34 protein-coding genes and 1 pseudogene are annotated in these 22,627 nt (G+C 40.5%); 4 read left to right on the forward strand and 31 right to left on the reverse strand.

Annotation, left to right across the window (positions count from 1 at the left end):
* Window positions 1–2: 2 nt before the first annotated feature.
* The 27 genes from OOK74_RS12420 to OOK74_RS12600 all read right to left on the reverse strand — a co-directional run bounded on the left by OOK74_RS12420 (window position 3) and on the right by OOK74_RS12600 (window position 18,010).
* On the reverse strand, window positions 3–926 hold the full coding sequence (locus tag OOK74_RS12420) for a hypothetical protein (protein WP_278183496.1): 924 nt from the start codon (window positions 924–926) through the stop codon (window positions 3–5).
* A 146-nt stretch (window positions 927–1,072) separates the two neighbouring features.
* Window positions 1,073–1,534 carry a GNAT family protein gene (locus OOK74_RS12430; protein WP_278183497.1) on the reverse strand — a complete coding sequence of 154 codons (462 nt, stop codon included), beginning with the start codon at window positions 1,532–1,534 and terminating at the stop codon, window positions 1,073–1,075.
* A gap of 41 nt (window positions 1,535–1,575) precedes the next feature.
* Window positions 1,576–2,753, reverse strand: a protein-coding gene (locus OOK74_RS12435) for an IS3 family transposase (protein ID WP_274723735.1) whose coding sequence is annotated in 2 segments (ribosomal slippage) — window positions 1,576–2,495 and window positions 2,495–2,753 — 1,179 coding nt in all. Because the reading frame shifts where the segments join, the coding sequence is not laid out codon by codon here.
* 42 nt (window positions 2,754–2,795) lie between these two features.
* Entirely contained in the window at window positions 2,796–3,122 is a 327-nt protein-coding gene (locus tag OOK74_RS12440) for a hypothetical protein (protein ID WP_278183498.1), read from the reverse strand.
* A 1,304-nt stretch (window positions 3,123–4,426) separates the two neighbouring features.
* Window positions 4,427–5,029 carry a cold shock and DUF1294 domain-containing protein gene (locus OOK74_RS12450; protein WP_278183500.1) on the reverse strand — a complete coding sequence of 201 codons (603 nt, stop codon included), beginning with the start codon at window positions 5,027–5,029 and terminating at the stop codon, window positions 4,427–4,429.
* A 185-nt stretch (window positions 5,030–5,214) separates the two neighbouring features.
* Entirely contained in the window at window positions 5,215–5,397 is a 183-nt protein-coding gene (locus tag OOK74_RS12460) for a hypothetical protein (RefSeq protein WP_278183501.1), read from the reverse strand.
* 185 nt (window positions 5,398–5,582) lie between these two features.
* Window positions 5,583–5,852, reverse strand: coding sequence for a hypothetical protein (locus tag OOK74_RS12470; RefSeq protein WP_278183503.1), 270 nt, complete (start codon window positions 5,850–5,852; stop codon window positions 5,583–5,585).
* A gap of 198 nt (window positions 5,853–6,050) precedes the next feature.
* Window positions 6,051–6,419: a hypothetical protein gene (locus OOK74_RS12480; RefSeq protein ID WP_278183504.1), complete on the reverse strand. Its 369-nt coding sequence runs from the start codon at window positions 6,417–6,419 to the stop codon at window positions 6,051–6,053.
* Window position 6,420: 1 nt separating this feature from the next.
* Window positions 6,421–6,741 carry a hypothetical protein gene (locus OOK74_RS12485; RefSeq protein ID WP_219602343.1) on the reverse strand — a complete coding sequence of 107 codons (321 nt, stop codon included), beginning with the start codon at window positions 6,739–6,741 and terminating at the stop codon, window positions 6,421–6,423.
* Between the two features lie 307 nt (window positions 6,742–7,048).
* The gene (locus OOK74_RS12495) at window positions 7,049–7,444 is read right to left on the reverse strand and encodes a DUF3465 domain-containing protein (protein ID WP_278183505.1); all 396 of its coding nucleotides are present in this window, start codon (window positions 7,442–7,444) and stop codon (window positions 7,049–7,051) included.
* A 160-nt stretch (window positions 7,445–7,604) separates the two neighbouring features.
* The gene (gene brnA, locus OOK74_RS12500) at window positions 7,605–7,850 is read right to left on the reverse strand and encodes a type II toxin-antitoxin system BrnA family antitoxin (RefSeq protein ID WP_274722969.1); all 246 of its coding nucleotides are present in this window, start codon (window positions 7,848–7,850) and stop codon (window positions 7,605–7,607) included.
* On the reverse strand, window positions 7,837–8,103 hold the full coding sequence (locus OOK74_RS12505; protein ID WP_274722968.1) for a BrnT family toxin: 267 nt from the start codon (window positions 8,101–8,103) through the stop codon (window positions 7,837–7,839). The genes brnA and OOK74_RS12505 overlap by 14 nt, the downstream gene beginning before the upstream one ends.
* A 247-nt stretch (window positions 8,104–8,350) precedes the next feature.
* Window positions 8,351–8,935, reverse strand: a complete 585-nt coding sequence (locus tag OOK74_RS12510; RefSeq protein WP_278183506.1) for a hypothetical protein — start codon at window positions 8,933–8,935, stop codon at window positions 8,351–8,353.
* 281 nt (window positions 8,936–9,216) lie between these two features.
* Window positions 9,217–9,369: a DUF645 family protein gene (locus OOK74_RS12520; protein ID WP_278183584.1), complete on the reverse strand. Its 153-nt coding sequence runs from the start codon at window positions 9,367–9,369 to the stop codon at window positions 9,217–9,219.
* A 326-nt stretch (window positions 9,370–9,695) separates the two neighbouring features.
* Entirely contained in the window at window positions 9,696–10,091 is a 396-nt protein-coding gene (locus OOK74_RS12530) for a DUF3465 domain-containing protein (RefSeq protein WP_278183507.1), read from the reverse strand.
* Between the two features lie 172 nt (window positions 10,092–10,263).
* Window positions 10,264–10,566, reverse strand: a complete 303-nt coding sequence (locus OOK74_RS12535) for a type II toxin-antitoxin system RelE/ParE family toxin (protein ID WP_278183508.1) — start codon at window positions 10,564–10,566, stop codon at window positions 10,264–10,266.
* On the reverse strand, window positions 10,554–10,811 hold the full coding sequence (locus OOK74_RS12540; RefSeq protein WP_278183509.1) for a type II toxin-antitoxin system Phd/YefM family antitoxin: 258 nt from the start codon (window positions 10,809–10,811) through the stop codon (window positions 10,554–10,556). Before OOK74_RS12540 ends, OOK74_RS12535 begins: the two co-directional genes overlap by 13 nt.
* A gap of 247 nt (window positions 10,812–11,058) precedes the next feature.
* On the reverse strand, window positions 11,059–11,253 hold the full coding sequence (locus tag OOK74_RS12545) for a DUF645 family protein (protein ID WP_278183586.1): 195 nt from the start codon (window positions 11,251–11,253) through the stop codon (window positions 11,059–11,061).
* A 723-nt stretch (window positions 11,254–11,976) separates the two neighbouring features.
* Window positions 11,977–12,129: a DUF645 family protein gene (locus OOK74_RS12550; RefSeq protein WP_278183587.1), complete on the reverse strand. Its 153-nt coding sequence runs from the start codon at window positions 12,127–12,129 to the stop codon at window positions 11,977–11,979.
* Window positions 12,130–12,503: 374 nt separating this feature from the next.
* Window positions 12,504–12,656, reverse strand: a complete 153-nt coding sequence (locus tag OOK74_RS12560; protein ID WP_278183588.1) for a DUF645 family protein — start codon at window positions 12,654–12,656, stop codon at window positions 12,504–12,506.
* 376 nt (window positions 12,657–13,032) lie between these two features.
* Window positions 13,033–13,221, reverse strand: coding sequence for a DUF645 family protein (locus tag OOK74_RS12565; protein ID WP_278183511.1), 189 nt, complete (start codon window positions 13,219–13,221; stop codon window positions 13,033–13,035).
* A gap of 674 nt (window positions 13,222–13,895) precedes the next feature.
* On the reverse strand, window positions 13,896–14,252 hold the full coding sequence (locus OOK74_RS12575; protein ID WP_274723709.1) for a DUF6404 family protein: 357 nt from the start codon (window positions 14,250–14,252) through the stop codon (window positions 13,896–13,898).
* A gap of 203 nt (window positions 14,253–14,455) precedes the next feature.
* Window positions 14,456–14,644 (reverse strand): DUF645 family protein, encoded by a 189-nt coding sequence (locus OOK74_RS12580; protein WP_430741988.1) that lies wholly within the window; start codon window positions 14,642–14,644, stop codon window positions 14,456–14,458.
* Entirely contained in the window at window positions 14,577–14,870 is a 294-nt protein-coding gene (locus tag OOK74_RS12585) for a hypothetical protein (protein WP_278183622.1), read from the reverse strand. The genes OOK74_RS12580 and OOK74_RS12585 overlap by 68 nt, the downstream gene beginning before the upstream one ends.
* Window positions 14,871–14,926: 56 nt before the next feature.
* Window positions 14,927–16,159 (reverse strand): hypothetical protein, encoded by a 1,233-nt coding sequence (locus tag OOK74_RS12590; RefSeq protein WP_221887097.1) that lies wholly within the window; start codon window positions 16,157–16,159, stop codon window positions 14,927–14,929.
* A 159-nt stretch (window positions 16,160–16,318) separates the two neighbouring features.
* Entirely contained in the window at window positions 16,319–17,227 is a 909-nt protein-coding gene (locus OOK74_RS12595) for a BstA C-terminal domain-containing protein (RefSeq protein WP_278183512.1), read from the reverse strand.
* Between the two features lie 201 nt (window positions 17,228–17,428).
* Window positions 17,429–18,010, reverse strand: a complete 582-nt coding sequence (locus OOK74_RS12600; protein WP_278183513.1) for a hypothetical protein — start codon at window positions 18,008–18,010, stop codon at window positions 17,429–17,431.
* A 210-nt stretch (window positions 18,011–18,220) separates the two neighbouring features.
* On the opposite strand from OOK74_RS12600, the gene OOK74_RS12610 reads away from it, so the two are divergent.
* Together OOK74_RS12610 and OOK74_RS12615 are read left to right on the forward strand one after the other, a co-directional pair.
* Window positions 18,221–18,463 carry a type II toxin-antitoxin system ParD family antitoxin gene (locus OOK74_RS12610; RefSeq protein ID WP_277206988.1) on the forward strand — a complete coding sequence of 81 codons (243 nt, stop codon included), beginning with the start codon at window positions 18,221–18,223 and terminating at the stop codon, window positions 18,461–18,463.
* Window positions 18,460–18,759: a type II toxin-antitoxin system RelE/ParE family toxin gene (locus tag OOK74_RS12615; protein ID WP_278183514.1), complete on the forward strand. Its 300-nt coding sequence runs from the start codon at window positions 18,460–18,462 to the stop codon at window positions 18,757–18,759. Before OOK74_RS12610 ends, OOK74_RS12615 begins: the two co-directional genes overlap by 4 nt.
* A gap of 114 nt (window positions 18,760–18,873) precedes the next feature.
* Here OOK74_RS12615 and OOK74_RS12625 read toward each other — a convergent pair whose 3' ends face one another.
* Window positions 18,874–19,398, reverse strand: coding sequence for a DUF4476 domain-containing protein (locus tag OOK74_RS12625; protein ID WP_278183515.1), 525 nt, complete (start codon window positions 19,396–19,398; stop codon window positions 18,874–18,876).
* Window positions 19,399–19,662: 264 nt separating this feature from the next.
* A pseudogene (locus OOK74_RS15120) lies at window positions 19,663–19,843 on the reverse strand (DUF645 family protein).
* Window positions 19,844–20,227: 384 nt separating this feature from the next.
* Here OOK74_RS15120 and OOK74_RS12630 point away from each other — a divergent pair.
* Entirely contained in the window at window positions 20,228–20,500 is a 273-nt protein-coding gene (locus tag OOK74_RS12630) for a type II toxin-antitoxin system TacA family antitoxin (protein WP_274723737.1), read from the forward strand.
* Window positions 20,497–20,994 carry a GNAT family N-acetyltransferase gene (locus tag OOK74_RS12635; RefSeq protein ID WP_278183482.1) on the forward strand — a complete coding sequence of 166 codons (498 nt, stop codon included), beginning with the start codon at window positions 20,497–20,499 and terminating at the stop codon, window positions 20,992–20,994. Before OOK74_RS12630 ends, OOK74_RS12635 begins: the two co-directional genes overlap by 4 nt.
* A gap of 93 nt (window positions 20,995–21,087) precedes the next feature.
* Here OOK74_RS12635 and OOK74_RS12640 read toward each other — a convergent pair whose 3' ends face one another.
* Window positions 21,088–21,696: a hypothetical protein gene (locus tag OOK74_RS12640; RefSeq protein ID WP_278183516.1), complete on the reverse strand. Its 609-nt coding sequence runs from the start codon at window positions 21,694–21,696 to the stop codon at window positions 21,088–21,090.
* 172 nt (window positions 21,697–21,868) lie between these two features.
* A complete protein-coding gene (locus tag OOK74_RS12650) occupies window positions 21,869–22,423 on the reverse strand; it encodes a hypothetical protein (protein ID WP_278183518.1) in 555 nt (184 codons plus the stop codon).
* Between the last annotated feature and the right edge of the window lie 204 nt (window positions 22,424–22,627).

Raw genomic sequence — 22,627 nt, forward strand, 5'->3', positions numbered from 1 at the left:
TGTTATATTTTTTTTATTTCGAATAAGTCTAAGTTAAACGGACTAAAATTCAGATATAGATGATCGTTAATTATCAACTTGGGAACTCCATAAACATAGGCAACTAACTGGTTTTTATCGATACCTATTGAGCCCTCAATACTTTCTACAATAGGCCGCTTGAAGCGATAATTTTTTAAAATCGAGCTTCTAATAACGACACTAACTTTAGTTCGTGCGGTTTTAAAACGAGCAGACTCAGAAAATTGAACTTTAACATCCCCATTTTTTAGTCGCACGACACTCTCGACAAGCCCCCAGTAAACACGAGCTCTTTGCTCAATCACTTCAGAATTTACAAAATCTTGATCTTTAATTCGTTTAAATAATTCACTATATGCGTATGAATTTTCACCAATTTTGATTGCTCTCTTTTTGAGTAAACCCAATTTTTGGTATTTGTAGTACTTACCAACCAATGAGCCCAAGTGATAGATATTCGAAGGAGATAGGTGCTTAATATAACCTACAGGTTTACCCATAATTTTAGTTACAGTCTCCACGCCTTCAACTCCCGGATTTACCCTTGTTTCAATAAAGTGGCTCTTAGGGCGTTCCATGAAAAACAAGTCAGGCTCATTTTCACTTTTCTTCTGCTCATCAGGGACATGAGCCATATCACCAAGATCTGTTGTGTTCAGATAATTGGTCTCGTAAATATTGCAGGAGTCAGAGTGAAGATCCACAGTTCGAAAATATGGGTCTACTTTACGTTTTGATAATGGCTTGTCGATATTTACACAAGTAATTAAACAGCCACAGCCATCCCCAACACAGATGAATTTTCGCTTATCCGTAATTTTTCCCTGCTGAAAATATAGGTCTGCTGTTTCCGGAGTTACTATTTCCCCACATTCTAAGCTTTGAGCTTTACTGAGTGATGTCACTATACCTCCTAAAAAATATAACGCCCTGTTAAGGGGTGAGCAACGCAATACAAAAGCCGCCGCATACCACCTTAAACACCAAAACCAACGCATAGTAAAAATGCCACGCGTTGCGAATCCCTCTTGAACAGTTTGTTATGTAACCTCTACACGAGTCTTGTCATGGGGATGCTCGAACCATGAGCCATGCCCAGCTTCCCTGTTGGAGTGTCGTCCACAACAAAACCATATTTTTCAAAAAATGGAACAAGTGAAATATGTGCTGCTGTTAGACAGATTCTGTCTAAATTGTGCTCTTTAGAATATGTAACGCAACGGTCGACCAACTCCCCAAATAAATTGAGTCCACGAAATGCTTGAAATTCAGACTGCCTCTCTGATGGTTTCATAGGCTCAAGTGGGTTTGAGAACTTAACATCGGATATATGCAGAATATTTTGATGTAATACTGCAATTAACAGCTCACTAAAATCTTTGCAATCTACGCTGCTATCACCCGTATTAGTATGGATATATAGAATATCTTTAATTACGTCAGTACCTACAAAATTACTAACTTCTTTGTATAAGCTTGGGTTACCAGTTTGGAAGTGAATTGCAAGTGACATTGGATCAACATCTGGGTGAGTTTGTATATACTTTGTAGTGGTCAACTAAAATTGGCCACGGTTTTAGAGTTTTCCCAATACAATCGTTCTGACTCATTGGGTGTCAAGCCACCGTTATACTGATGCGGCCTGAGCTGGCTATAATATCCAATAATGTAGCGGATGATCTCTTGTTGAGCCTCTGCAAAGCTACGATAACCTACTGTTGGAACCCATTCCGTTTTCAAGCTTCTAAAGAAGCGCTCCATCGGCGCATTATCCCAGCAATTTCCTCGGCGAGATAAACTTTGTTTTATTTGAAAACGCCACAGTAATTGACGGTATTGACGACTCGTATAGTGACTGCCTTGATCACTGTGGAACATGACGCCTTTAGGCTTTCCACGAGACTCATAAGCCATCGAAAGCGCTTTGCCTGTTAATCGTGTATCAGGTGATACTGACATTGCCCAACCAATCACTTTTCGAGCAAAAAGGTCGATGACTACTGCTAAATACATCCAACGATTTCCCGTCCAAATATAGGTCACGTCACCCACCCAGACTTCATTTGGTGCCGTGACAGCAAACTGACGATCTAAGTGATTCGGGATTTCAATATGCTCTTGTGAGGCTTTACGGTAACGATGTTTTGGGACTTGGCAACTCACTAATCCCAGCGTTTTCATCAGCTTTGCTGCTCGGTAACGACTCAGACTCACGCCTTGGTTTGTTACAATATCAGCAATGGTTCTTGCTCCTGCAGAACCATTGCTTGCCGTATAAGCTTCGCTAATCAAACTACGAAGTTTTACGGTTTCCGCCTTTATTTCTGTTGGCCGTTTCAGCCAATAGTTATAACTGCTTCGATGAACATTGAAGACTTCGCATAATGTTTTTATGCTGTGGCTCTGCTTGAGTTTCTTGATCATCAAGAATTGTTCAGTGAGTCCGACATCAAGAGAGCCGTGGCTTTTTTTAATATTTCATTATGCTCTTCAAGACGAGCGAGCTTCTTTTTTAATTCACGAATTTCAATTTGCTCAGGCGTCATTGGTGACGCTTTGGGTGCTTTGCCTTGGCGCTCTTGTTTTAATTGGCGAACCCACTTATCCATCGTAGATTTACCTACATTCATGGCTTGAGCCGCTTCAGTCACTGAGTAGTTTTGATCAAGCACTAATTGTGCCGCTTCCAGTTTGAATTCGGCACTAAATAGCCGTCTTGTACGTTTTGTCATAATGTCACCTATTAACTTATGAGATGATAATATCACCTCTAATTAAGTGACCAAATTCACCGTACCACTACACAACCACTTTGAGTCCGAATAGAGCAGTTGAAGACCTTCTCTAAAATCTTTGTATGAGCTAATGCCTTGTAGTAGAAGCATTAATGTACCGATAACAGTTACTCGTGTTTTAATCGACCCTTCTTCAAACTCAATATTTATATCAAGCCCTTCAGATAAGAAAAACTCTGTACGACTTAACGCAAAAGCTCTTATGCTTTCTTTGAACGCTTCAAGCTGTTCTTCAGTTTCAATTCCCGCTGGCTCAACGTGAATATACGCCTGACTAAGAATGTTTTTATTTATGTAATCAGCCACGAAATTTCCTCAATACTGTTAACGCCCGCCTAAGGGGCTGGTAACGCTACAACCAAACTTAACGCATACTAAATTAATCACAAAGCCCAGAGTATTACGAAAACGCCGAGCGTTAACAGTCCCTCTTGAGGCGTTTGTTAACTGGCCAGGGCTGATGATTTTCACCGAACATTTCACCAATGCAAATCATCACTTTACGCTTCATTTGAAATTTTCGGATCTCGCACCAATTTTCTGAGTGTGAAAAATCCGCAAGCTTCACGTGTTGCTATCGTTGGCTGATCCCATGCTCCGCACAAATCTTTGAGATGATTTTTCGCTCGTTCAAAATATCGGCATTGACCACAACGAAATATTCGTGAATTCCTTTTCTAAAATGTTGATAGATTTTCCGCTTTGCCAGTTAACGCCCGCCTAAGGGGCTGGCAACGCACAAACCAACTCACCGCATAGCAAATTAATCACAAAAATCACCGCATACAAAAAATGCTACGCGTTGACAGTCCCGCTTGAGGCGCTTGTTAACTGGCCAGGGCTGAAGATTTCCACTGAAAATTTCATCAATACAAACCTTCACTTTACGCTTCGTTTGAAGTTTTCGGATCTCGCACCAATTTTCTGAGTGTGAAAAATCCGCAAGCTTCACGCGTTGCTATCGTTGGTTGATCCCAAGCTCCACACAAATCTTTGAGATGATTTTTCGCTCGTTCAAAATGTCGGCATTGGCCACAACGAAACATTCGTAAATTCCTTTTCTCAAATGTTGATAGATTTTCCGCTTTGCCAGTTAACGCCCGCCTAAGGGGCTGGCAACGCATTAACACTAAACTCAAACACAACAACTGTAACCACCGCGGCTCATTGGAACTGGAAACGCCACGCGTTGACAGTCCCTCTTGAGGCGTTTGTTAACTGGCCAGGGCTGAGGATTTCCACCGAACATTTCACCAATGCAAATCATCACTTTACGCTTCGTGTGAAGTTTTCGGATCTCGCACCAATTTTCTGAGTGTGAAAAATCCGCAAGCTTCACACATTGCTATCGTTGGTTGATCCCAAGCTCCACACAAATCTTTGAGATGATTTTTCGCTCGTTCAAAATGTCGGCATTGGCCACAACGAAACATTCGTAAATTCCTTTTCTCAAATGTTAATGGATTTTCCGCTTTGCCAGTTAACGCCCGCCTAAGGGGCTGACAACGCACAAACCAACTTAACGCATAACAAATTAACCACAAAAATCACCGCATACAACAAATGCCGCGCGTTGACAGTCCCGCTTGAGGCGTTTGTTAGCCCACATTTCACGGCATCCACTGTAGTATTTGGTTTATCAATTTTTGCACTAAAAATGAACCAGATGGAGTAAAACTCCAAACAAAAATGCCAATATTTGCAAATATTGTTAGCCATAATATGGTCTTAAATGGCTGCTTCTTAGACTTGTGACAAAATTGAGTCTGTGCACATAGCGCTCCTGGCCAACCACCGATTAATGATAAAAAATGCAATGTGCTTTCTGGTGTTCTCCATTTACGATTCTGAGCTGCATTTTTATCTTTTGCATACATAATATAAGTAAAAAATGACATCAGGATATATGCTGGTATAAATAATCTTTCACCACCGAACACAATAATCGCTAACATCGCTAAAACTAAGTAAATAAAGCCAAACAATATTGTGAATGGAATATTATCTCCCCCAAGAATCGTCACATTACTAGCATTGTAGCGCCCTTTATTATCTTCGCTGATCTCAAATTTAACCTCATCATCAATCTTTGGGCGTCGCGCTTTACTATTCACCGTTGATATATGAAGAAAAACTTTCAGATCTCCGTTCTGAGCTGAAATAAATCCATAGCCTTTTGAATCATTCCACTCTGTAACTCTACCTTTTATCATCTTGCTCTACTCTTACATTTTCTCGTGTGGGCTAACGCCCGCCTAAGGGGCTGGTAACGCACAACCCAACTTAACGCATACCAAATTAATCACAAAGCTCAAAGCATTACAAAAATGCTGCGCGTTAACAGTCCCTCTTGAGGCGTTTGTTAACTGGCCAGAGCTGAGGATTTCCACCGAACATTTCACCTATGCAAATCATCACGTTGCGCTTCGTTTGAAGTTTTCGGATCTCGCACCAATTTTCTGAGTGTGAAAAATCCGCAAGCTTCACGCGTTGCTATCATTGGTTGATCCCAAGCCCCACACAAATCTTTGAGATTGTTTTTTGCTCGCTCAAAATGTCGGCATTGACCACAGCGAAACATTCGTAAATTCCTTTTCTAAAATGTTGATTGATTTTCCGCTTTGCCAGTTAACGCCCGCCTAAGGGGCTGGCAACGCACAGCCCAAATTAACGCATACCAAACTAATCACAAAACCTGCCGCATAACGAAAATGTCGCGCGTTGACAGTCCCGCTTGAGGCGTTTGTTATGTGTATGAACACTAAGCTAAAGTTGGTTTGAACCAAATATGCTACGCGATATTTTATGCCCTACTGCAAAGCAAACCACCGCAATACCAACGAAAACTAGAATTGACAGTAAATATCCAACCGTCGCAGATACACCAAAGCCCCAAACAAACGAAAACACTAAGCCTTGATATGCTTCGTATGGCCATTGAATTACTGGAAAATGTGAACCTTCCATCATAGTAAAGATTAAAGCTGCTAATCCTGACAGTGAGGCCACAATCCCAAACATACTTGATCTATTCATGCTAAAAACCAAATTGGAAACAAATTGACCAATTTTATGTGCTTATTTCAATTGTGACTAGCTAGAAAACACATAACGCCCTGTTAAGGTGTGAGCAACGCAATACCGAAGCTTCCGCATACCACCTTAAACACAAAACGCAACGCATAGCAAAAACGCCACGCGTTGCGAATCACTCTTAAACAGTTTGTTAAGTTTCTAATCTAGCAAGTCGTCCAACAACCCATCAAGATCTGCGACTTGCTCGCGAACAGTTGCCATTAGATCACTAAGAGCTGGGGAGTTTTCCTCGAACTCAAGCAAGATGCGTTGTTGACGGTCAAGGACAGCGAATACTTGAGATTCACTCCAGTAGAACTCATGTTCATCGTAAAAGTACTTTGACTTTCTTTCGAATACAGCCACGTATTTGTCTTTGTATTTAGCCTCAAAGTACACAAAAACTTCGCTTTCAGTTGCTGTGGTTAGTGCCTTCGGTGGAGTTTCAGCACCCCACTTCACTTCACCTTTAGAAGTTTCTCGGTTTAGCTTAGTTATCAGCTTTATCGCTTTTTCATTGGCACTCATATTAATCCCACTTCGAATCTTTTTCTAACTGTATGAGCATTGTAGTTATTGCACTCAGCTCTGTATATAATTCCCACGCTTGATCTTCATCAACGGAGGATAAACTATCTTTTATTATCAACCACTTTCGTGGCTTCAATTGTTTAACAAATGCCTTACATTTTTTCTGTTCTTCATTTGGAAGTTTAGGTATTAAGTTTTCAAGTAAAGCTCTACTAATTGAAAGCTGGTTTCTTGCATCTTCCTTTTGAGTACCCCAACTCTTTAAGTGTGAAGATAACGTTTTGGACACCGCTTTTAGTTCTTTTGTTACTTGCGGCAACCTTGCTCGCCGCAAAAAAAGAGTTCCGAATATGCCTAGCTTCGTATAGAAGCCAAAGTGTAAGAAAAAAGCCAATGACTGTAGTAAATGTCGCTATATCTACAAACCATTGGGGGAAAACACTATTCAACCAACTATCTCCTTTTTTAACAATTATAACGAATGTCAATTTAGAAACTTAACGCCCGCCTAAGGGGCTGGTAACGCTACAAACAAACTTAACGCATAACAAATTAATCACAAAGCGCAAAGTATTACAAAAACGCCGAGCGTTAACAGTCCCTCTTGAGGCGTTTGTTAGGTGAATTTACTCGTACACCTGCCCATTGTGTTTCAACCAACCATGAGCATGACGATTTTGAGGATCTTTATGAGTCCAGTGAAGAACCCCACCCTTTTTGTTCCATTCGTATTCACCATAAAACTCAACACTATCGCCAACTTTCAAGTTCGGAATTCTCGGTGCTAAGTCGATGTTATGAGCAACCAGCAATGTTTGTCCGCTATTGAGCTTTAAGATGAATTTTTGATGCCTCGAACCATTATTGTCGTCGGGCAACACTTTTACTACTTGTCCAAGTCCTTGAACTTGCAAGTCACTTTGCTGCGATTGATAAGCTTGTTGTAAAACGGCGTCATTGGCATACAAGCTAACCGAAAAACAGCTTGTGAGAACGAGCCAAAAAGCTAAAAACCATTTCATAAAACTGTCCTTGTTCAATCCACTGACCATTCACCTAACGCCGCATTAAGGGGCGAACAACGCACAAAAATACTTAATGCATAACTCCTTAATCACAAAAAGAAACGCATGACAAAAATGCCACGCGTTGTGAGTCCCTCTTAAATGCTTTGTTAGCCGTTTATCTCACACTTGCATGATGAGAAACACTTTCTAGCCTTTCTGCTAGCCAAATTTTAATGATTGATTGACGTGTTACACCTACACGATTGGCTTCTCGGTCTAAAGACTCAAGCATCCACGCTGGAAAATCGACATTGACTCGTTTTTGCTTATGCATTGGCCTTTTTACTTGCGACAAATCCAAATCCATTAAGATGTCATCGTCGTCACTTTCAAACTTAGCATCAAATTCATGCGCTTTCATAAAGGTTTATCTCCGCTTTCCGTGAACGCCGAACTGAGATGAGCCTGATATTCATGCCTCGGTAGGTAATGACACCTGACCAATGCTTACCGTTTAGTAAGCCGACAACCAAATATCTTGGTTCATCACTCGTATTAGCAGGGATCTCGATAAGATCTGAATCATTCCACAATCCTTGAGCGGTATGAAAATCGATACCATGTTTTTCGAGATTACTTCTGCTTTTGTTTTCATCAAATTCAAATTTAATCATGAGTAAAAATTACACCCTTTTTACTCGTTAGGCAAATTTTGTTGATTGATGACGGCTAACGCTCGCCTAAGGGGCTGGCAACGCACAAACCAACTCACCGCATAGCAAATTAACCACAAAAACCTGCCGCATAAAAAAAATGCCGCGCGTTGACAGTCCCGCTTGAGGCGCTTGTTATGCTTGGCGTGACAATGTAACCTACATATTGGTAGTAATCACAAAGCAATGTACAACCAATACCTTTGCTCTACTCAAAACCACCATTAACACGCAATGCATTCGAAAAATCGCCGAAAGCTTTAACATGAGCCGTCGAATTATTTACCTCTGGCGAGCCCGTAGGTGAAAATCTTCCCACCCAGTATTTACTCATTGTAGAAATTTTCGTCTTTACCAAATGTGATTTAGATATTTTCCGGTATTGTTCAGCAGATAAACAAAACGTTCGATGTGACCAAGGCATTTCTACGAAAGACGCCTGTCCGAACATTGCAGTTGGACTGTAAATAGCACTGCTATAATTCGTTAAACTGCTGCATGGACGCACTTCAAATACATCACCGTCTGCATTAATTGTTAATTTACTAACATTATCAATAACTGGAACAATTGCATCAATTTGAATATGATTCTGATCAGAATTCCATCTAAGATTTAAAATGCTTGCGACATTATCACCATATCCGAATATCGATTCTACGCTGACAATTACTCTATTGGAATCAAAGGAATCTATCTTTACTTCAACAGGACTAGCAGGAATCTCATTTATAGATGAACAACCACTAACCAACAAAACAAATGATATAGCTAAAAAAAATGATGATTTCATTTATAATCCTTTTGAAACTATGAAATATATCCTATCAGAAGAACTGTACTCAACATCTATCGAAAGTAAGCACCATTTTACATCCTGAATTAAATCAAGCTAAGCATAACGCTCGCCTAAGGGGCTGGCAACGCACAAACCAACTCACCGCATAGCAAATTAATCACAAAAATCACCGCATACAAAAAATGCTGCGCGTTGACAGTCCCTCTTGAGGCGCTTGTTAGTTTCGTAGCCGATTGTTTAACAATGATTTTTCACCAAAATATTTGGACCACATTTTATGCAAAGTCATCGAGCGAACACACGTCCAGCATCAAACGCTGTGAAGTTGGCTGCCAAAACTCAAAGCGATCAAGGTTGAGTTGGCCAATAACCGAATTTCCAACAAAGAAAACGCACTCACAGCAATGTTGCAGCTTTTGTGAAACCAAACTTGCCGTGTGGACGCTTCCACAAAATGGATGCATCAAGGTTTGTTGGCTTTAGCGATCTTGTGCCAACGACATTTTCAACGCTTTCTACCTAATCAGCATCAAATAAAACACCAAAGCCAATTCGTAAACTTTGAGCGCAAAAAGCCGAATAATCGAAACCATTAACGCAAATTTTATGAATTTTCTTGATAGAAACTAACGCTCGCCTAAGGGGCTGGCAACGCACAAACCAACTTAACGCATACCAAATTAATCACAAAAATTACAGCACACCAAAAATGCCGCGCGTTGACAGTCCCGCTTAAGGCGCTTGTTAGGTGAATTTATTCGTACACCTGTCTATTGTGTTTTAACCAACCATGAGCATGACGATTTTTAGGATCTTTGTGAGTCCAATGAAGAACTCCACCTTTTTTATTCCATTCGTATTCACCGTAAAACTCAACACTATCCCCGACCTTCAAATTCGGAATTCTCGGCGCTAAATCAATATTGTGAGCAACAAGTAATGTTTGTCCGCTATTGAGTTTTAAAATAAATCTTTGGTGCTTTGAACCGTCATTATCATCAGGCAGTACTTTCACAACCTGTCCAATGCCTCGAACCTGAAGGTCGCTTTGTTGCGATTTATAAGCTTTTTGTAAAATGACATCATTTGCATGCAAACTAATCGAAAAGCAGCTTGCGATTGCAATCCAAAAAATTAAAAACCATTTCATAAAACTGTCCCTGTTAAAATCCACTGACCTTCACCTAACGCCCGCCTAAGGGGCTGGTAACGCTACAAACAAACTTAACGCATATCAAATTAATCACAAAAACTAAAGTATTACGAAAACGCCGAGCGTTAACAGTCCCTCTTGAGGCGTTTGTTAGCCGTTTTTACCAAACCTACTGTTTAGTCAGCATTAATCGACGCAAATCCCTTTCCGCACGCATAACAAAAAGAATACAAACCTGTTTATCATCATAGCTGTAGAAAATACGACACGGATTAACAACCACTTCACGATAGTTGAGATGCTCTAGCTCTGAGGGAATACGTCCAGACTCTGGAAAATCAGCTAAGCGCTCAACCTTTGCGAAGACCGTTTGTACCAAGAGTTTAGCTGCTATGACATTTTCAAGGGCTATATATTCCGCAATATCATTCAGATCGGATAGAGCCGGTTCCGTCCAAATTATTTCAGCCATTTTAACATTCTGTCCTTAGCATTTTGATGCGTAACAACTCTGCTATCGGCTAACGCTCGCTCACCACGAGCAATACCTTCAAGGATCGCTAAACGATTTTGCATAAACTCATAATCATCCACGTCGATAAGATACGCTGACGGCTTTCCATGCTCTGTGATTAATACTGGCTCTTTTGTATGATGAAGATCAGCAAGGATCTTCGTTGCTTGACGTTTCAATGACGTCACAAGTTCTACTTTCATTCCTGCCGCTCCAAAGAAAAACAAAAGTGATACTATTCTATCACTATGAGCATAGCAAGCTTTCAGACGGCTAACGCCCGCCTAAGGGGCTGACAACGCACAGCCCAACTTAACGCATACCAAATTCACCACGAAAACCTGCCGCATAACAAAAATGCCGCGCGTTGACAGTCCCTCTTGAGGCGCTTGTTAGTTTCGTAGCCGACTGTTTAACAATGATTTTTCACCAAAATATTTGAACCACATTTTATGCAAAGTCATAGCGCAAAAACACATCCAGCATCAAACGCTGTGAAGTTAGCGGCCAAAACTCAAAACGATCAAGGTTGAGTTGGCCAATAACCAGCTTTCCAACAAAGAAAACGCATTCACAGCGATGTTGCAGCTTTTCCGAAACTAAACTTGCCGTGTGGACGCTTCCACAAAATGGATGCGTCGAAATTTATTGGCTTTAGCGATCTTGTGCCAGCGACATTTTCAACACTTTCTACCCAATCAGTATCAAGCGAAGCTAAAAAGCCAATTCGTGAACTTTGAGCATCAAAAGCCGAATAATCGGAACAATTATCACCAATATTTACGAATTATCTTGATAGAAACTAACGCCCGCCTAAGGGGCTGACAACGCATTACCACTAAACTCAATCACAACAACCGTAACCCCCGCGGCTCATTGGGACTGGAAACGCCACGCGTTGACAGTCCCGCTTGAGGCGTTTGTTAACTGGCCAGTGCTTATGATTTTCACTGCACTTTCAACCAACACAAAGAAAATTACTCTATTCTTCGTTTGGTGTTTTCACATCTCGGGCTGGTTTTCTGAGCATGAAAAATCCGCAAGCTTCACGCGTTGCAGTCGTAGGTTGTTCCCAAGCACCACAAAGATCCTTGAGATTATTTTTAGCTCTTTCGAAATGACGGCATTGCCCACAACGAAACATTTGCAAACTCCTTTTGCTCAGGTGCTTTTGGCATTTCCATTTTGCCAGTTAACGCCCGCCTAAGGGGCTGGCAACGCACAACCCAACTTAACGCATACCAAATTAATCACAAAAATCACCGCATAACGAAAATGCTACGCGTTGACAGTCCCTCTTGAGGCGCTTGTTAGTTTCGTAGCCGATTGTTTCACAATGATTTTTTACCAAAATATTTCAGCAACATTTTATGCAAAATCATCGAGCAAACACACGTCCAACATCAAACGCGGTGAAGTTCGCTGCCAAAATTCAAAACGTTCAAGGTTGAGTTGGCCAATCAGCAGATTTCCAACAAAGAAAACGCACTCACAGCAATGTTGCTGCTTTTGTGAAATCAAACTTGCCGTGTGGACGCTTCCACAAAATGGATGCATCGAGGTTTATTGGCTTTAGCGATCTTGTGCCAACGACATTTTCAACACTTTCTACCTAGTCAGCATCAAGTAAAGCACCAAAGCCAATTCGTAAACTTTGAGCACCAAAATCCGAATTATCGAAACCATTAACGCAAATTTTATGCATTTTCTTGATAGAAACTAACGCCCGCCTAAGGGGCTGGCAACGCACAACCCAACTTAACGCATAACAAATTAATCACAAAACTTTCCGCATAACAAAAATGCCGCGCGTTGACAGTCCCGCTTGAGGCGCTTGTTAGTTTCGTAGCCGATTGTTTCACAATGATTTTTCACCAAAATATTTGAACCACATTTTATGCAAAGTCATCGAGCAAAAACACGTCCCGCATCAAACGCTGTGAAGTTGGCAGAGGAAACTCAAAACGATCAAGGTTGAGTTGGCCAATGACCGGCTTTCCAACAAAGAAAGCGCACTCACAGCAATGTTGCAGCTTTTGTGAAACCAAACTTGCCGTGTGGACGCTTCCACAAAATGGATGCATCAAGGTTTGTTGGCTTTAGCGATCTTGTGCCAACGACATTTTCAACGCTTTCTACCTAATCAGTATCAAGCGAAGCTAAAAAGCCAATTCGTAAACTTTGAGCGCCAAAAGCCAAATTATCGGAACAATTATCACCAATATTTACGAATTATCTTGATAGAAACTAACGCCCACCTAAGGGGCTGGCAACGCACAACCCAACTTAACGCATACCAAATTAACCACAAAAACCTGCCGCATAACAAAAATGCCGCGCGTTGACAGTCCCGCTTGAGGCGCTTGTTAGTTTCGTAGCCGATTGTTTCACAATGATTTTTTACCAAAATATTTCAGCAACATTTTATGCAAAATCATCGAGCAAACACACGTCCAACATCAAACGCTGTGACGTTAGCGGCCAAAACTCCAAACGCTCAAGGTTGAGTTGGCCGATGCCCGGCTTTCCAACAAAGAAAGCGCGCCTAAAGCGATGTTGTCGCTTTTGTGAAACCAACCTTGCCGTGTGGACGCTTCCACAAAATGGATGCATCGAGATTTTCTGACTTCAGCGATCTTGTGCCAACGAAATTTTCAACGCTTTCTACCCAATCAGTATCAAGCGAAGCTAAAAAGCCAATTCGTGAACTTTGAGCATCAAAATCCGAATAATCGGAACAATTAGCGCAAATTTTATGAATTTTCTTGATAGAAACTAACGCCCGCCTAAGGGGCTGGTAACGCACAACCCAACTTAACGCATACCAAATTAATCACAAAGCTCAAAGCATTACAAAAATGCTGCGCGTTAACAGTCCCTCTTGAGGCGTTTGTTAACTGGCCAGAGCTGAGGATTTCCACTGAACATTTCACCAATGCAAATCATCACTTTACGCTTCGTTTGAAGTTTTCGGATCTCGCACCAATTTTCTGAGTGTGAAAAATCCGCAAGCTTCACGCGTTGCTATCGTTGGTTGATCCCAAGCCCCACACAAATCTTTGAGATTGTTTTTTGCTCGCTCAAAATGTCGGCATTGACCACAGCGAAACATTCGTAAATTCCTTTTCTAAAATGTTGATTGATTTTCCGCTTTGCCAGTTAACGCTCGCCTAAGGGGCTGGCAACGCACACCACAAAACTCAAACACAGCAACCGAAACCACCGCGGCTCAATGGGACTGGAAACGCCACGCGTTGACAGTCCCTCTTGAGGCGTTTGTTATGGCGCTATTCCAAACCATTTGCCTTAAGCCAACTATCAAAATCAGTGAGTCCATGCTTCCTACGAACTCTTACAACTTCAACAGCAAGGAATAGACCAGTCAACAGGCCAAAAAGCAAAGAACCATAAACCTGAGAAATCATAAATCCTTGAAACTGCCATACAAATAACCACATAAATCCACCCCAAAAACCTGCGCCGATTACAGATTGGAGAGCAAATAGCTTTAGTGGGTTTTCAAATATCCTCGGCTTCATATCCAAACGAGCCAACTTATGAAATAGATATGGGTATGGTTTAATTAAACGAGCACTAATGCCCTTTTCAATCAATAGTGTTCGAACAAATTCCATTTTATCCATGATCGCTCCTATATGATGCTTTGCGCCATAACGCTCGCCTAAGGGGCTGGCAACGCACAACCCAACTCACCGCATAGCAAATTCATCACAAAAATCACCGCATAACGAAAATGCCGCGCGTTGACAGTCCCTCTTGAGGCGCTTGTTAGTTTTGTAGCTCATTGTTTAATGATGACTTTTTATAAAAATACTCGAATCAAATTTTATGCAAAATCATCGAGCAAAAATACATCCAGCATCAAACGCTGTGAAGTTGGCAGCCGAAACTCAAAACGATCAAGGTTGATTTGGCCAATGACCGGATTTCCAACAAAGAAAGCGCACTCACAGCGATGTTGCTGTTTTTGTGAAACCAAACTTGCCGTGTGGACGCTTCCACAAAATGGATGCATCGAGGTTTATTGGCTTTAGCGATCTTGTGCCAACGACATTTTCAACGTTTTCTACCCAATCAGTATCAATCAAAATACAAAAGCCAATTCGTGAACTTTGAGCACCAAAAGCTGAATCATCCAAACAATTAGCGCAAATTTTATCAACTTTCCTGATAAAAACTAACGCCAGCCTAAGGGGCTGGCAACGCATAACACCAAACTCAACCACAACAACCGTAACCACTTCGGCTCATTGGGACTGGAAACGCCGCGCGTTGACAGTCCCTCTTGAGGCGTTTGTTAAGCAGCTTTTTTACGCATCAAATACTCATAGTTAAACATGCATTTGATTAACTGATGTAGCCGGTGCATTTCACGGTATGAAATAAGAATTTTCCTCATAAAATCAATAAAGTACATTGACTCCGCTTTTTCTTGCTTTATGCCTTCTTTCTTAGGGTAATAAGTAATAATTTGAGAAACATCATCATACTCTGCTTTGACATGAGCAATTGAGTTACGGAGCTGATTGTTGATAGCATCTTCACCAATTTCATACCAACACTCATCTAAATGAGCTACTTTAAAACCATACGGTAAGTCTGCAAAATCATTCAGCGACTTAGGTGTTGTTTTGCCAATATCTTTAAACTTATTGTGATCTTTACGATGAATAATGTTATTGATCCCAGCAACAAGAATAAGCTGACGAGATAGAACTTCAGAAATATCTTTATATAAATCTTTATACTTTTGAAAGTCGTCTGTGGATACTCTAAAAGCAACTAACTCTTTATCATAATCAGGATCAAAATCTAAAAATAATGCAGGTCTAAATGCTAACTCTCCCGCCAAAATTTGCGGGTAAATTTCTAAACAATCATGCTGTGTATTTTTTAGAAAACCAGTCTCGATAATTTCCTCAAAGAATACATCTAATGCCTTGGCATCAGAGGATAACGCATCCTTAATTCCTTTCATATGCATAGCAACAGACTCAGCATTCTCAGTTGGCATTGAGAATGGAGCAAAAACTTTTGCAATTACACAGTACAAGGCGAGATTCACATCTTGTGGCTTCTCAGATTTTAAAGTTTCTCCGAACTCTTTTTCACACAACCTTCCAAACAAATTCACGTTTTTCGAGTACAGACGTAGAACACGCTCTAACTCTTGTGTTTTTGAATGCAGAAAGTTCAAACCATTTAATCTAGCATTATGAATAGCGAAATTTTCATGTCCAATTCTACCTATTGCTTTTAGAAATGGGGTATGCCCCATTTGGTATTTACCAAAAGTGACAGGGAAGTCTAGATGTAAATCGACAAATGGATACTCATTAGTAAAAGGGCCATCAAACTTAATAGCTTTAGCACCTTTTACTTTCACGCCTTTCCCAATTTCAATATAAATAGCCTCTCCACAACTCGGACAGCAAAATCTTATAGGCTGAAAATCTCTGTTGGACATACCTATTCTGCAGTCAACTAAACACTCACAAGTTGTACATTCAAATCTTTGATTAAAGTTCATTTATTATTACCAAATTACCTAGCTGCTTAACGCCCGCCTAAGGGGCTGGCAACGCATTACAACTAAACTCAAACACAACAACCGAAACCACCGCGGTTCAATGGGACTGGAAACGCCACGCGTTGACAGTCCCTCTTGAGGCATTTGTTATAGCGCAGTTTAGCACGCAATACGTTGCGACACTTCTGGAGGCATTACTGCAGATAGAAGCAAAGGAATAGAAGTCAAAGCAATTTTTCCATCCCGATTCTTTTTCTGGATATATGCTGGGTATTTTTCAGGAAGATATATTTCTTGAAACCAAGTCCTGAACTCTGAAAGTGCGTTGATTGGATAAGCATTAATTTCAGGATCAAGTTGTCTATATGACTCTGGGTATTTATGAATAATTTTTATTCGTTCACCATGTACCATAGCTAGATTTTTAGCTTTCCAGTACTTCGCCCAATGAATACCCAAGCTACCATCTGGCATTATAGAATCATCAACTACTATATTATTACGAATTAATGAAGCGATAATAGTTGTCGCTTCATCAAACATAGTGAAATACCCTTTGGGACATTCATTGTTCAAGATACGTTCTTGGAATAATTTCCAACTTTCTCCAATTAGATCTTGTTCGTTATAATTTAAACGATCATAAATATATTTTCTTAAACCAAGCTTAGCTGCTCTACGGTAATTCTGAATTGCTTCTGGTTTTGTTACTTGCGCATAGTGAGCATAATAATCGGTGATAGCCATTACGATTTGTTCAGGTACAGCATGTATAACACCTGTTATCGAGTTTTTACTATCAATTTCTACATATAGGCTATCTGGAATAGTTTCTGATTCAGTCCATTCTTTAATCAATTCTGTTAGTTGTTGTCCACGAACCTTGCCTTGTGCATCACCAGCAGACCAATCTTGAGCTAACTGAATAACAGAGCTAGGTGCTAAACCACAAAATCGAGCTAAACCTTGAAGTGAAAGAAATGTTTCACCATTTGGCAAAACGCCCATGCTGATACTATCCACTTCCTGTAGTTTCACAGGTACTAAATCAAATGTTTGCTGCTTCACGTAATTCTCCACACGATTACCAAATTCAAAAAATATGCCACCAGTAGCTTAAATATCAATAATAATCTTCTGGATTTGCGCTATAACGCCCGCCTAAGGGGCTGGCAACGCCACAACTAAACTCAAACATAACAATCGTAACCACCTCAGCTCAATGTGACTGAAAACGCTACGCGTTGACAGTCCCTCTTGAGGCGTTTGTTAGTGTGATGAGGTTAAGTGCTCCAGAACCGATTGATACCAACTTTCTAAAAAGTCGAAAGCAACAACTGTAAGCTTGACACAAGCATCATGGCTAAGAGTTATATACCCATTCTCTATACCTATTCCATCGTACCGTGAAGTTAATTGTTTTATTACAGTTGCTTTAGAAAAACCCTCAATACAGGAGTCATTGTGAACGATGCAATTTCGTAGTTCGATTAATCCTTTAATATCTTGGATATTTATCGAGTTTGCTGGTGAAGATATACCACAGACTATCGAGCAATACTTAATAAACCTTTCAATAGCGCTACCTTTTAGGTCATTCCATTTGAGTAACTGACCAGTTGCTAATTTAAGCTGGTCGCAAAATGTAGAGAACTCTCGCTCGAGAACAATAAGCACAGTAACAATATGACTTTTTCGAGTTACATCGGGAAAACAGTCATGAACAAGTCCGCAAAAACTACTATCGAGCTCAATATGCTCTGTTTTCTCAAGTATCAATAACAAGTCTTGTACGTAGCAATCAAGATCTACCAAATTACCAAAAAATTGAGTTTCATGAGATATATTCAAGCGCTTTCCTCTCATCACACTAACGCCCGCCTAAGGGGCTGGCAACGCACCAACCAGCTTAACGCATAGCAAAGTAACCACAAAATCTTCCGCATACAAAAAATGCCACGCGTTGACAGTCCCACTTGAGGCGTTTGTTATGCGCATCTTGCCTCAAATACCATTTCATACCATAATTAGGTACTTCTTGGTATTTCTGGAGAAAAGCCCATGGCTAAAAACACAAGTATCACTCTTGGTGACCACTTCGATGGCTTTATTGCAAGCCAAATACAACGTGGACGTTACGGCTCAGCAAGTGAAGTCATTCGCTCTGCTCTGCGTCTACTCGAAAACCAAGAAACCAAACTACAGTCACTCCGTCAATTACTTGTTGAAGGTGAGCAAAGTGGTGACGTTGATTATGACCTTGATAGCTTCATCAATGAACTCGATAGTGAAAACATTCGATGAAACCATTTAATCTTACTGTCGCCGCGAAAGCCGACTTACGGGATATTGCTTTATTCACTCAACGCCGATGGGGAAAAGAGCAGCGAAATATTTATTTAAAGCAGTTCGATGACTCATTTTGGCTTTTAGCGGAAAATCCTGACATCGGTAAATCATGCGATGAAATCCGAGAGGGCTACAGAAAATTCCCCCAAGGTAGTCACGTCATCTTTTATCAGCAAACCGGCAGCCAACAAATCCGGGTAATTCGAATTCTTCATAAGAGCATGGATGTAAACCCAATATTCGGCGCATAACGCCCTGTTAAGGTGTGAGCAACGCAATACCGATGCTTCCGCATACCACCTTAAACACAAAACGCAACGCATAGCAAAAATGCCAAGCGTTGCGAATCACTCTTAAACAGATTGTTAGGTTTTTGTCATTGATTCAAGTAACTGTTTGTTAGCCTCATCCCTATCACTTGAAAAAGACAGCTCTCCAATTACCTCTTTGGCAAAATCAAACTCTTTAAGGTCTAAAGCTTTTTTATAGATAAGCTTATAGTTTGCATCCCTATCTGAGGAGAAAGATAACTCATTTGCTGCGCTGTAGGCTTCATTAACGCACTCTTTAGTTAATAAGTTTGGTACTAATTTTTTATACGCTGCATCTTTATCCGAACTGAAAGAGAGGGTTCTAATCGGAGCTTTTAAAGATTGATAGTAATCATCGCACACAAATACCAATTGATCTGTTTTTTCCTCTAGGGTTGATTGAGGAATTGGATGCTGCTCCTTGGCATTACCCTGATTGGTAACATTAGTATCTTTTGGGGCAATCTGATCTGCTGATACCTTAGTACTGCCAGGAGAGTTTGTGTATTGTAGCACTGCGACAACTGCCATAACGATTGTTCCGGCAGCGATAATACCGTTAGTTAATTTATTGCTCATAACTTAATTGACTGAAAATTTTGATTTATTTTACCATAAACATGAATAAGAAACTAAGCTCATTAAGAGTGATGTTCCAACGAAAAACCTAACGCCCGCCTAAGGGGCTGGCAACGCACAACCCAACTCACCGCATAGCAAATTCATCACAAAAATCACCGCATAACGAAAATGCCGCGCGTTGACAGTCCCTCTTGAGGCGCTTGTTAGTTTCGTAGCCTATTGTTTCAAAATGATTTTTCACCAAAATACTTGAACCATATTTTATGAAAAATCATCGAGCAAACACACGTCCAGCATCCAACGCTGTGAAGTTGGCTGCCAAAACTCAAAGCGATCAAGGTTGAGTTAGCCAATGAACGAACTTCCTACAAAGAAAGCGTACATAAAGCGATATTGCAGCTTTTGTGAAACCAAACTTGCCGTGTGGACGCTTCCACAAAATGGATGTATCAAGGTTTGCCAGCTTTAGCGATCTTGTACCAACAAGATTTTCAACGCTTTCTACCCAATCAGCATCAAACAAAGCACCAAAGCCAACTCGTAAACTTTGAACACCAAAAGCTAGTTTTTCGGAATATTTAGCACCAATTTTGATGAATTTTCTCGATAGAAACTAACGCTCGCCTAAGGGGCTGGCAACGCACCAACCAACTTAACGCATACCAAATTAATCACAAAAATCACCGCATACAAAAACTGCTACGCGTTGACAGTCCCGCTTGAGGCGCTTGTTAGTTTGCGTGCCAAAGTGACACAGGCATTGACCCGCGAACACTTTAACACCATAATACCCATGTGACAATTTGACACAATAGGAAATAAAAATATGGCAACAACCTTACCTCGCATCACCGCCAGAGTTGATGTCGACACTCAATATTTACTCACAAAAGCTGCCGCGCTCGCCGGCATGTCTAGCATTAATTCATTTGTTTTAAATGCGGCAATCGAAAAAGCAAAACAAGTGATTGAACGTGAACAAGCTCTAAAGCTTAGCCAAGCTGATGCCCTATTGTTAATGGAAGCGCTCGATAATCCAGCAACAATAAACACCAAACTCAAATTAGCATCTGAACGCTATGAGAGTAAAACTCAATGATGAATACGGTTCTTCTCGACAAAGACAAACACGACCGCAACCGTTTCAATTGTGGCATTGAAGCCTTAAATAATTACTTAAAAGTAATGTCGAGCCAGCAAGCCAAAAAAGACAATACGAGAACGTTCGTTTTGGAAGATGATAACAACAATACGCATATCATCGGCTTTTACACACTCACTATGACACCTATTGATTTAAAAGCCTTGCCTGACAAGTTACAGAAGAAACACCAATTATCAACATCAGGCGGTCTCATCGCTCGTTTAGCTGTCGATGACCGATACAAAGGTAAAGGTTTTGGCGAATGGCTGCTTATTGATGCCCTCAGAAAATTACTCGCAGCCAGTGACAGTGTAGCGTTTCCCGTGGTTATCGTTGATGCCAAAGACGGAGCCAAACACTTCTATGAACGTTATGGATTTCAAGCATTTCAAGACGCTGAGAACAAGCTCTTCATAACCATTGCAGATATCCGAGCAAATCTAGGCTAGTTAACCACTAGCCTTGAGCAAACTAACGCCCGCTTAAGTGGTGAGCAACGCTACCACGAAACTAAATTATTGTACTGTAACCACAAAAGCCAATTAAAACCAAAACTGCCGTGCGTTGCGAATCCGCCTTAAAGCGTTTGTTAGAATTATTTTTTCTGTAGGTAAGTCTTTCCACTCTGAAAAAACCGTTTTCCCGTTATTTGTTGAACCATGCCTCCATCGCACTTTCTTATCTATTGGAACTGATAAAATAGTTGATGTATCAGTAAGGCATAAGCCGTTATGAGATTGCCACACACCATTATCAAGTTTTTGTATTTCTAGTTCATAACCTACACTTCCATCGGGCTCCCAACTAAATTTTACATTCTTTTCCACATTACTTAACTCATTAAACAATGAAAGTAAAAAACGACTTTGCTCAAGTTCCTTTTCCGCCTCAGGAGTAAACTTTACTTCAGAATAATGGTTAATAAGTTTGATAGCCCATTTTCTAACTTCAGAGTTATTTTCATTTGGCTCCTTGGCTAAAAGACCAACTCCCATTTTTATATATTCACTTCTGACTTGGCTTTCGACTTGAGCTTCTGTGTAGGATTGACCTACGAAAAATATAACAACTGGTATTATAATTGTTGCTATAAGCTTACTAATAGTCTCCGTAACATCTATCCAATCCCTTTTCTTTTTATCTTCTGACATCTCAACTCCTTCAATAATTCTAACGCCCTGTTAAGGTGTGAGCAACGCAATACCGAAGCTCCCGCATACCACCTTAAACACTAAAAACAACGCATAGTAAAAATGCCACGTGTTGCGAATCACTCTTAAACAGATTGTTAGTTGCCTTGAACAACAAATACATATGCTCAAACTATACTGAATTATTTTTATCAGAAGCAGACACTGTTGCTACCACTTCACTTAACTCATATGTCACAGATTGTAATCTTATAAAGTTGTCTTGATCAGCTATACTGCAGTTCTCTCTATATTCATCAAGTACTTCTAGTAACTCGCTTACAGAATCTGTTAACTTCTTTTTTGCATTGATAAGAGATGACAAGTTTTCATACTCATAATCTCTAATGTAAGCTGTTTCAGAACGGACTTGAGCAACAGTTTTCTTTCTAGAAAGCTCTAACCTTTTAGGAATTAGCCAGCCACTATTAAAGCGATCGTATAACAAGTTGAGCATAGGTAATACAACAAGGTAAGCAAGTGACAGAAACAAAGGGTAAATCACATCATCCAGAAGTAACCAGTCTTTATTACGCAGTATCTCTATTTTCATTTGTGTATCAACAAGGAGAAATATACTGACTCCTTTGATATGTAGTGATATCCACGCAAAAATAAAAGCACCAATAAACGGATTTGTAAGCCTTGAGTTTATATTATCTTTAAGCGAGGAAATCATACTATCCATTAAAACTCCTAAATTTAACTATTGCTTTGGCAACTAACGCCCGCCTAAGGGGCTGGCAACGCACAACCCAACTTAACGCATAACAAATTAACCACAAAACCTGCCGCATACCAAAAATGCTGCGCGTTGACAGTCCCGCTTGAGGCGCTTGTTAGTTTCGTAGCCGATTGTTTAACAATGATTTTTCACCAAAAAATTTGAACC

It is taken from the genome of Vibrio misgurnus (assembly GCF_029635775.1).
Lineage (GTDB): Bacteria > Pseudomonadota > Gammaproteobacteria > Enterobacterales > Vibrionaceae > Vibrio > Vibrio chanodichtyis.

Excerpts from the sequence above, each read along its gene's own strand:
- OOK74_RS12430 (WP_278183497.1), bottom strand. The coding sequence starts at position 1,534 with ATGTCACTTGCAATTCACTTCCAAACTGGTAACCCAAGCTTATACAAA.
- OOK74_RS12450 (WP_278183500.1), bottom strand. The coding sequence starts at position 5,029 with ATGATAAAAGGTAGAGTTACAGAGTGGAATGATTCAAAAGGCTATGGA.
- OOK74_RS12460 (WP_278183501.1), bottom strand. The coding sequence starts at position 5,397 with ATGTTTCGCTGTGGTCAATGCCGACATTTTGAGCGAGCAAAAAACAAT.
- OOK74_RS12470 (WP_278183503.1), bottom strand. The coding sequence starts at position 5,852 with ATGAATAGATCAAGTATGTTTGGGATTGTGGCCTCACTGTCAGGATTA.
- OOK74_RS12480 (WP_278183504.1), bottom strand. The coding sequence starts at position 6,419 with ATGAGTGCCAATGAAAAAGCGATAAAGCTGATAACTAAGCTAAACCGA.
- OOK74_RS12495 (WP_278183505.1), bottom strand. The coding sequence starts at position 7,444 with ATGAAATGGTTTTTAGCTTTTTGGCTCGTTCTCACAAGCTGTTTTTCG.
- brnA (WP_274722969.1), bottom strand. The coding sequence starts at position 7,850 with ATGAAAGCGCATGAATTTGATGCTAAGTTTGAAAGTGACGACGATGAC.
- OOK74_RS12505 (WP_274722968.1), bottom strand. The coding sequence starts at position 8,103 with ATGATTAAATTTGAATTTGATGAAAACAAAAGCAGAAGTAATCTCGAA.
- OOK74_RS12510 (WP_278183506.1), bottom strand. The coding sequence starts at position 8,935 with ATGAAATCATCATTTTTTTTAGCTATATCATTTGTTTTGTTGGTTAGT.
- OOK74_RS12530 (WP_278183507.1), bottom strand. The coding sequence starts at position 10,091 with ATGAAATGGTTTTTAATTTTTTGGATTGCAATCGCAAGCTGCTTTTCG.
- OOK74_RS12535 (WP_278183508.1), bottom strand. The coding sequence starts at position 10,566 with ATGGCTGAAATAATTTGGACGGAACCGGCTCTATCCGATCTGAATGAT.
- OOK74_RS12540 (WP_278183509.1), bottom strand. The coding sequence starts at position 10,811 with ATGAAAGTAGAACTTGTGACGTCATTGAAACGTCAAGCAACGAAGATC.
- OOK74_RS12565 (WP_278183511.1), bottom strand. The coding sequence starts at position 13,221 with ATGCATCCATTTTGTGGAAGCGTCCACACGGCAAGGTTGGTTTCACAA.
- OOK74_RS12575 (WP_274723709.1), bottom strand. The coding sequence starts at position 14,252 with ATGGATAAAATGGAATTTGTTCGAACACTATTGATTGAAAAGGGCATT.
- OOK74_RS12580 (WP_430741988.1), bottom strand. The coding sequence starts at position 14,644 with ATGCATCCATTTTGTGGAAGCGTCCACACGGCAAGTTTGGTTTCACAA.
- OOK74_RS12590 (WP_221887097.1), bottom strand. The coding sequence starts at position 16,159 with ATGAACTTTAATCAAAGATTTGAATGTACAACTTGTGAGTGTTTAGTT.
- OOK74_RS12610 (WP_277206988.1), top strand. The coding sequence starts at position 18,221 with ATGGCTAAAAACACAAGTATCACTCTTGGTGACCACTTCGATGGCTTT.
- OOK74_RS12615 (WP_278183514.1), top strand. The coding sequence starts at position 18,460 with ATGAAACCATTTAATCTTACTGTCGCCGCGAAAGCCGACTTACGGGAT.
- OOK74_RS12625 (WP_278183515.1), bottom strand. The coding sequence starts at position 19,398 with ATGAGCAATAAATTAACTAACGGTATTATCGCTGCCGGAACAATCGTT.
- OOK74_RS12630 (WP_274723737.1), top strand. The coding sequence starts at position 20,228 with ATGGCAACAACCTTACCTCGCATCACCGCCAGAGTTGATGTCGACACT.
- OOK74_RS12635 (WP_278183482.1), top strand. The coding sequence starts at position 20,497 with ATGATGAATACGGTTCTTCTCGACAAAGACAAACACGACCGCAACCGT.
- OOK74_RS12640 (WP_278183516.1), bottom strand. The coding sequence starts at position 21,696 with ATGTCAGAAGATAAAAAGAAAAGGGATTGGATAGATGTTACGGAGACT.
- OOK74_RS12650 (WP_278183518.1), bottom strand. The coding sequence starts at position 22,423 with ATGGATAGTATGATTTCCTCGCTTAAAGATAATATAAACTCAAGGCTT.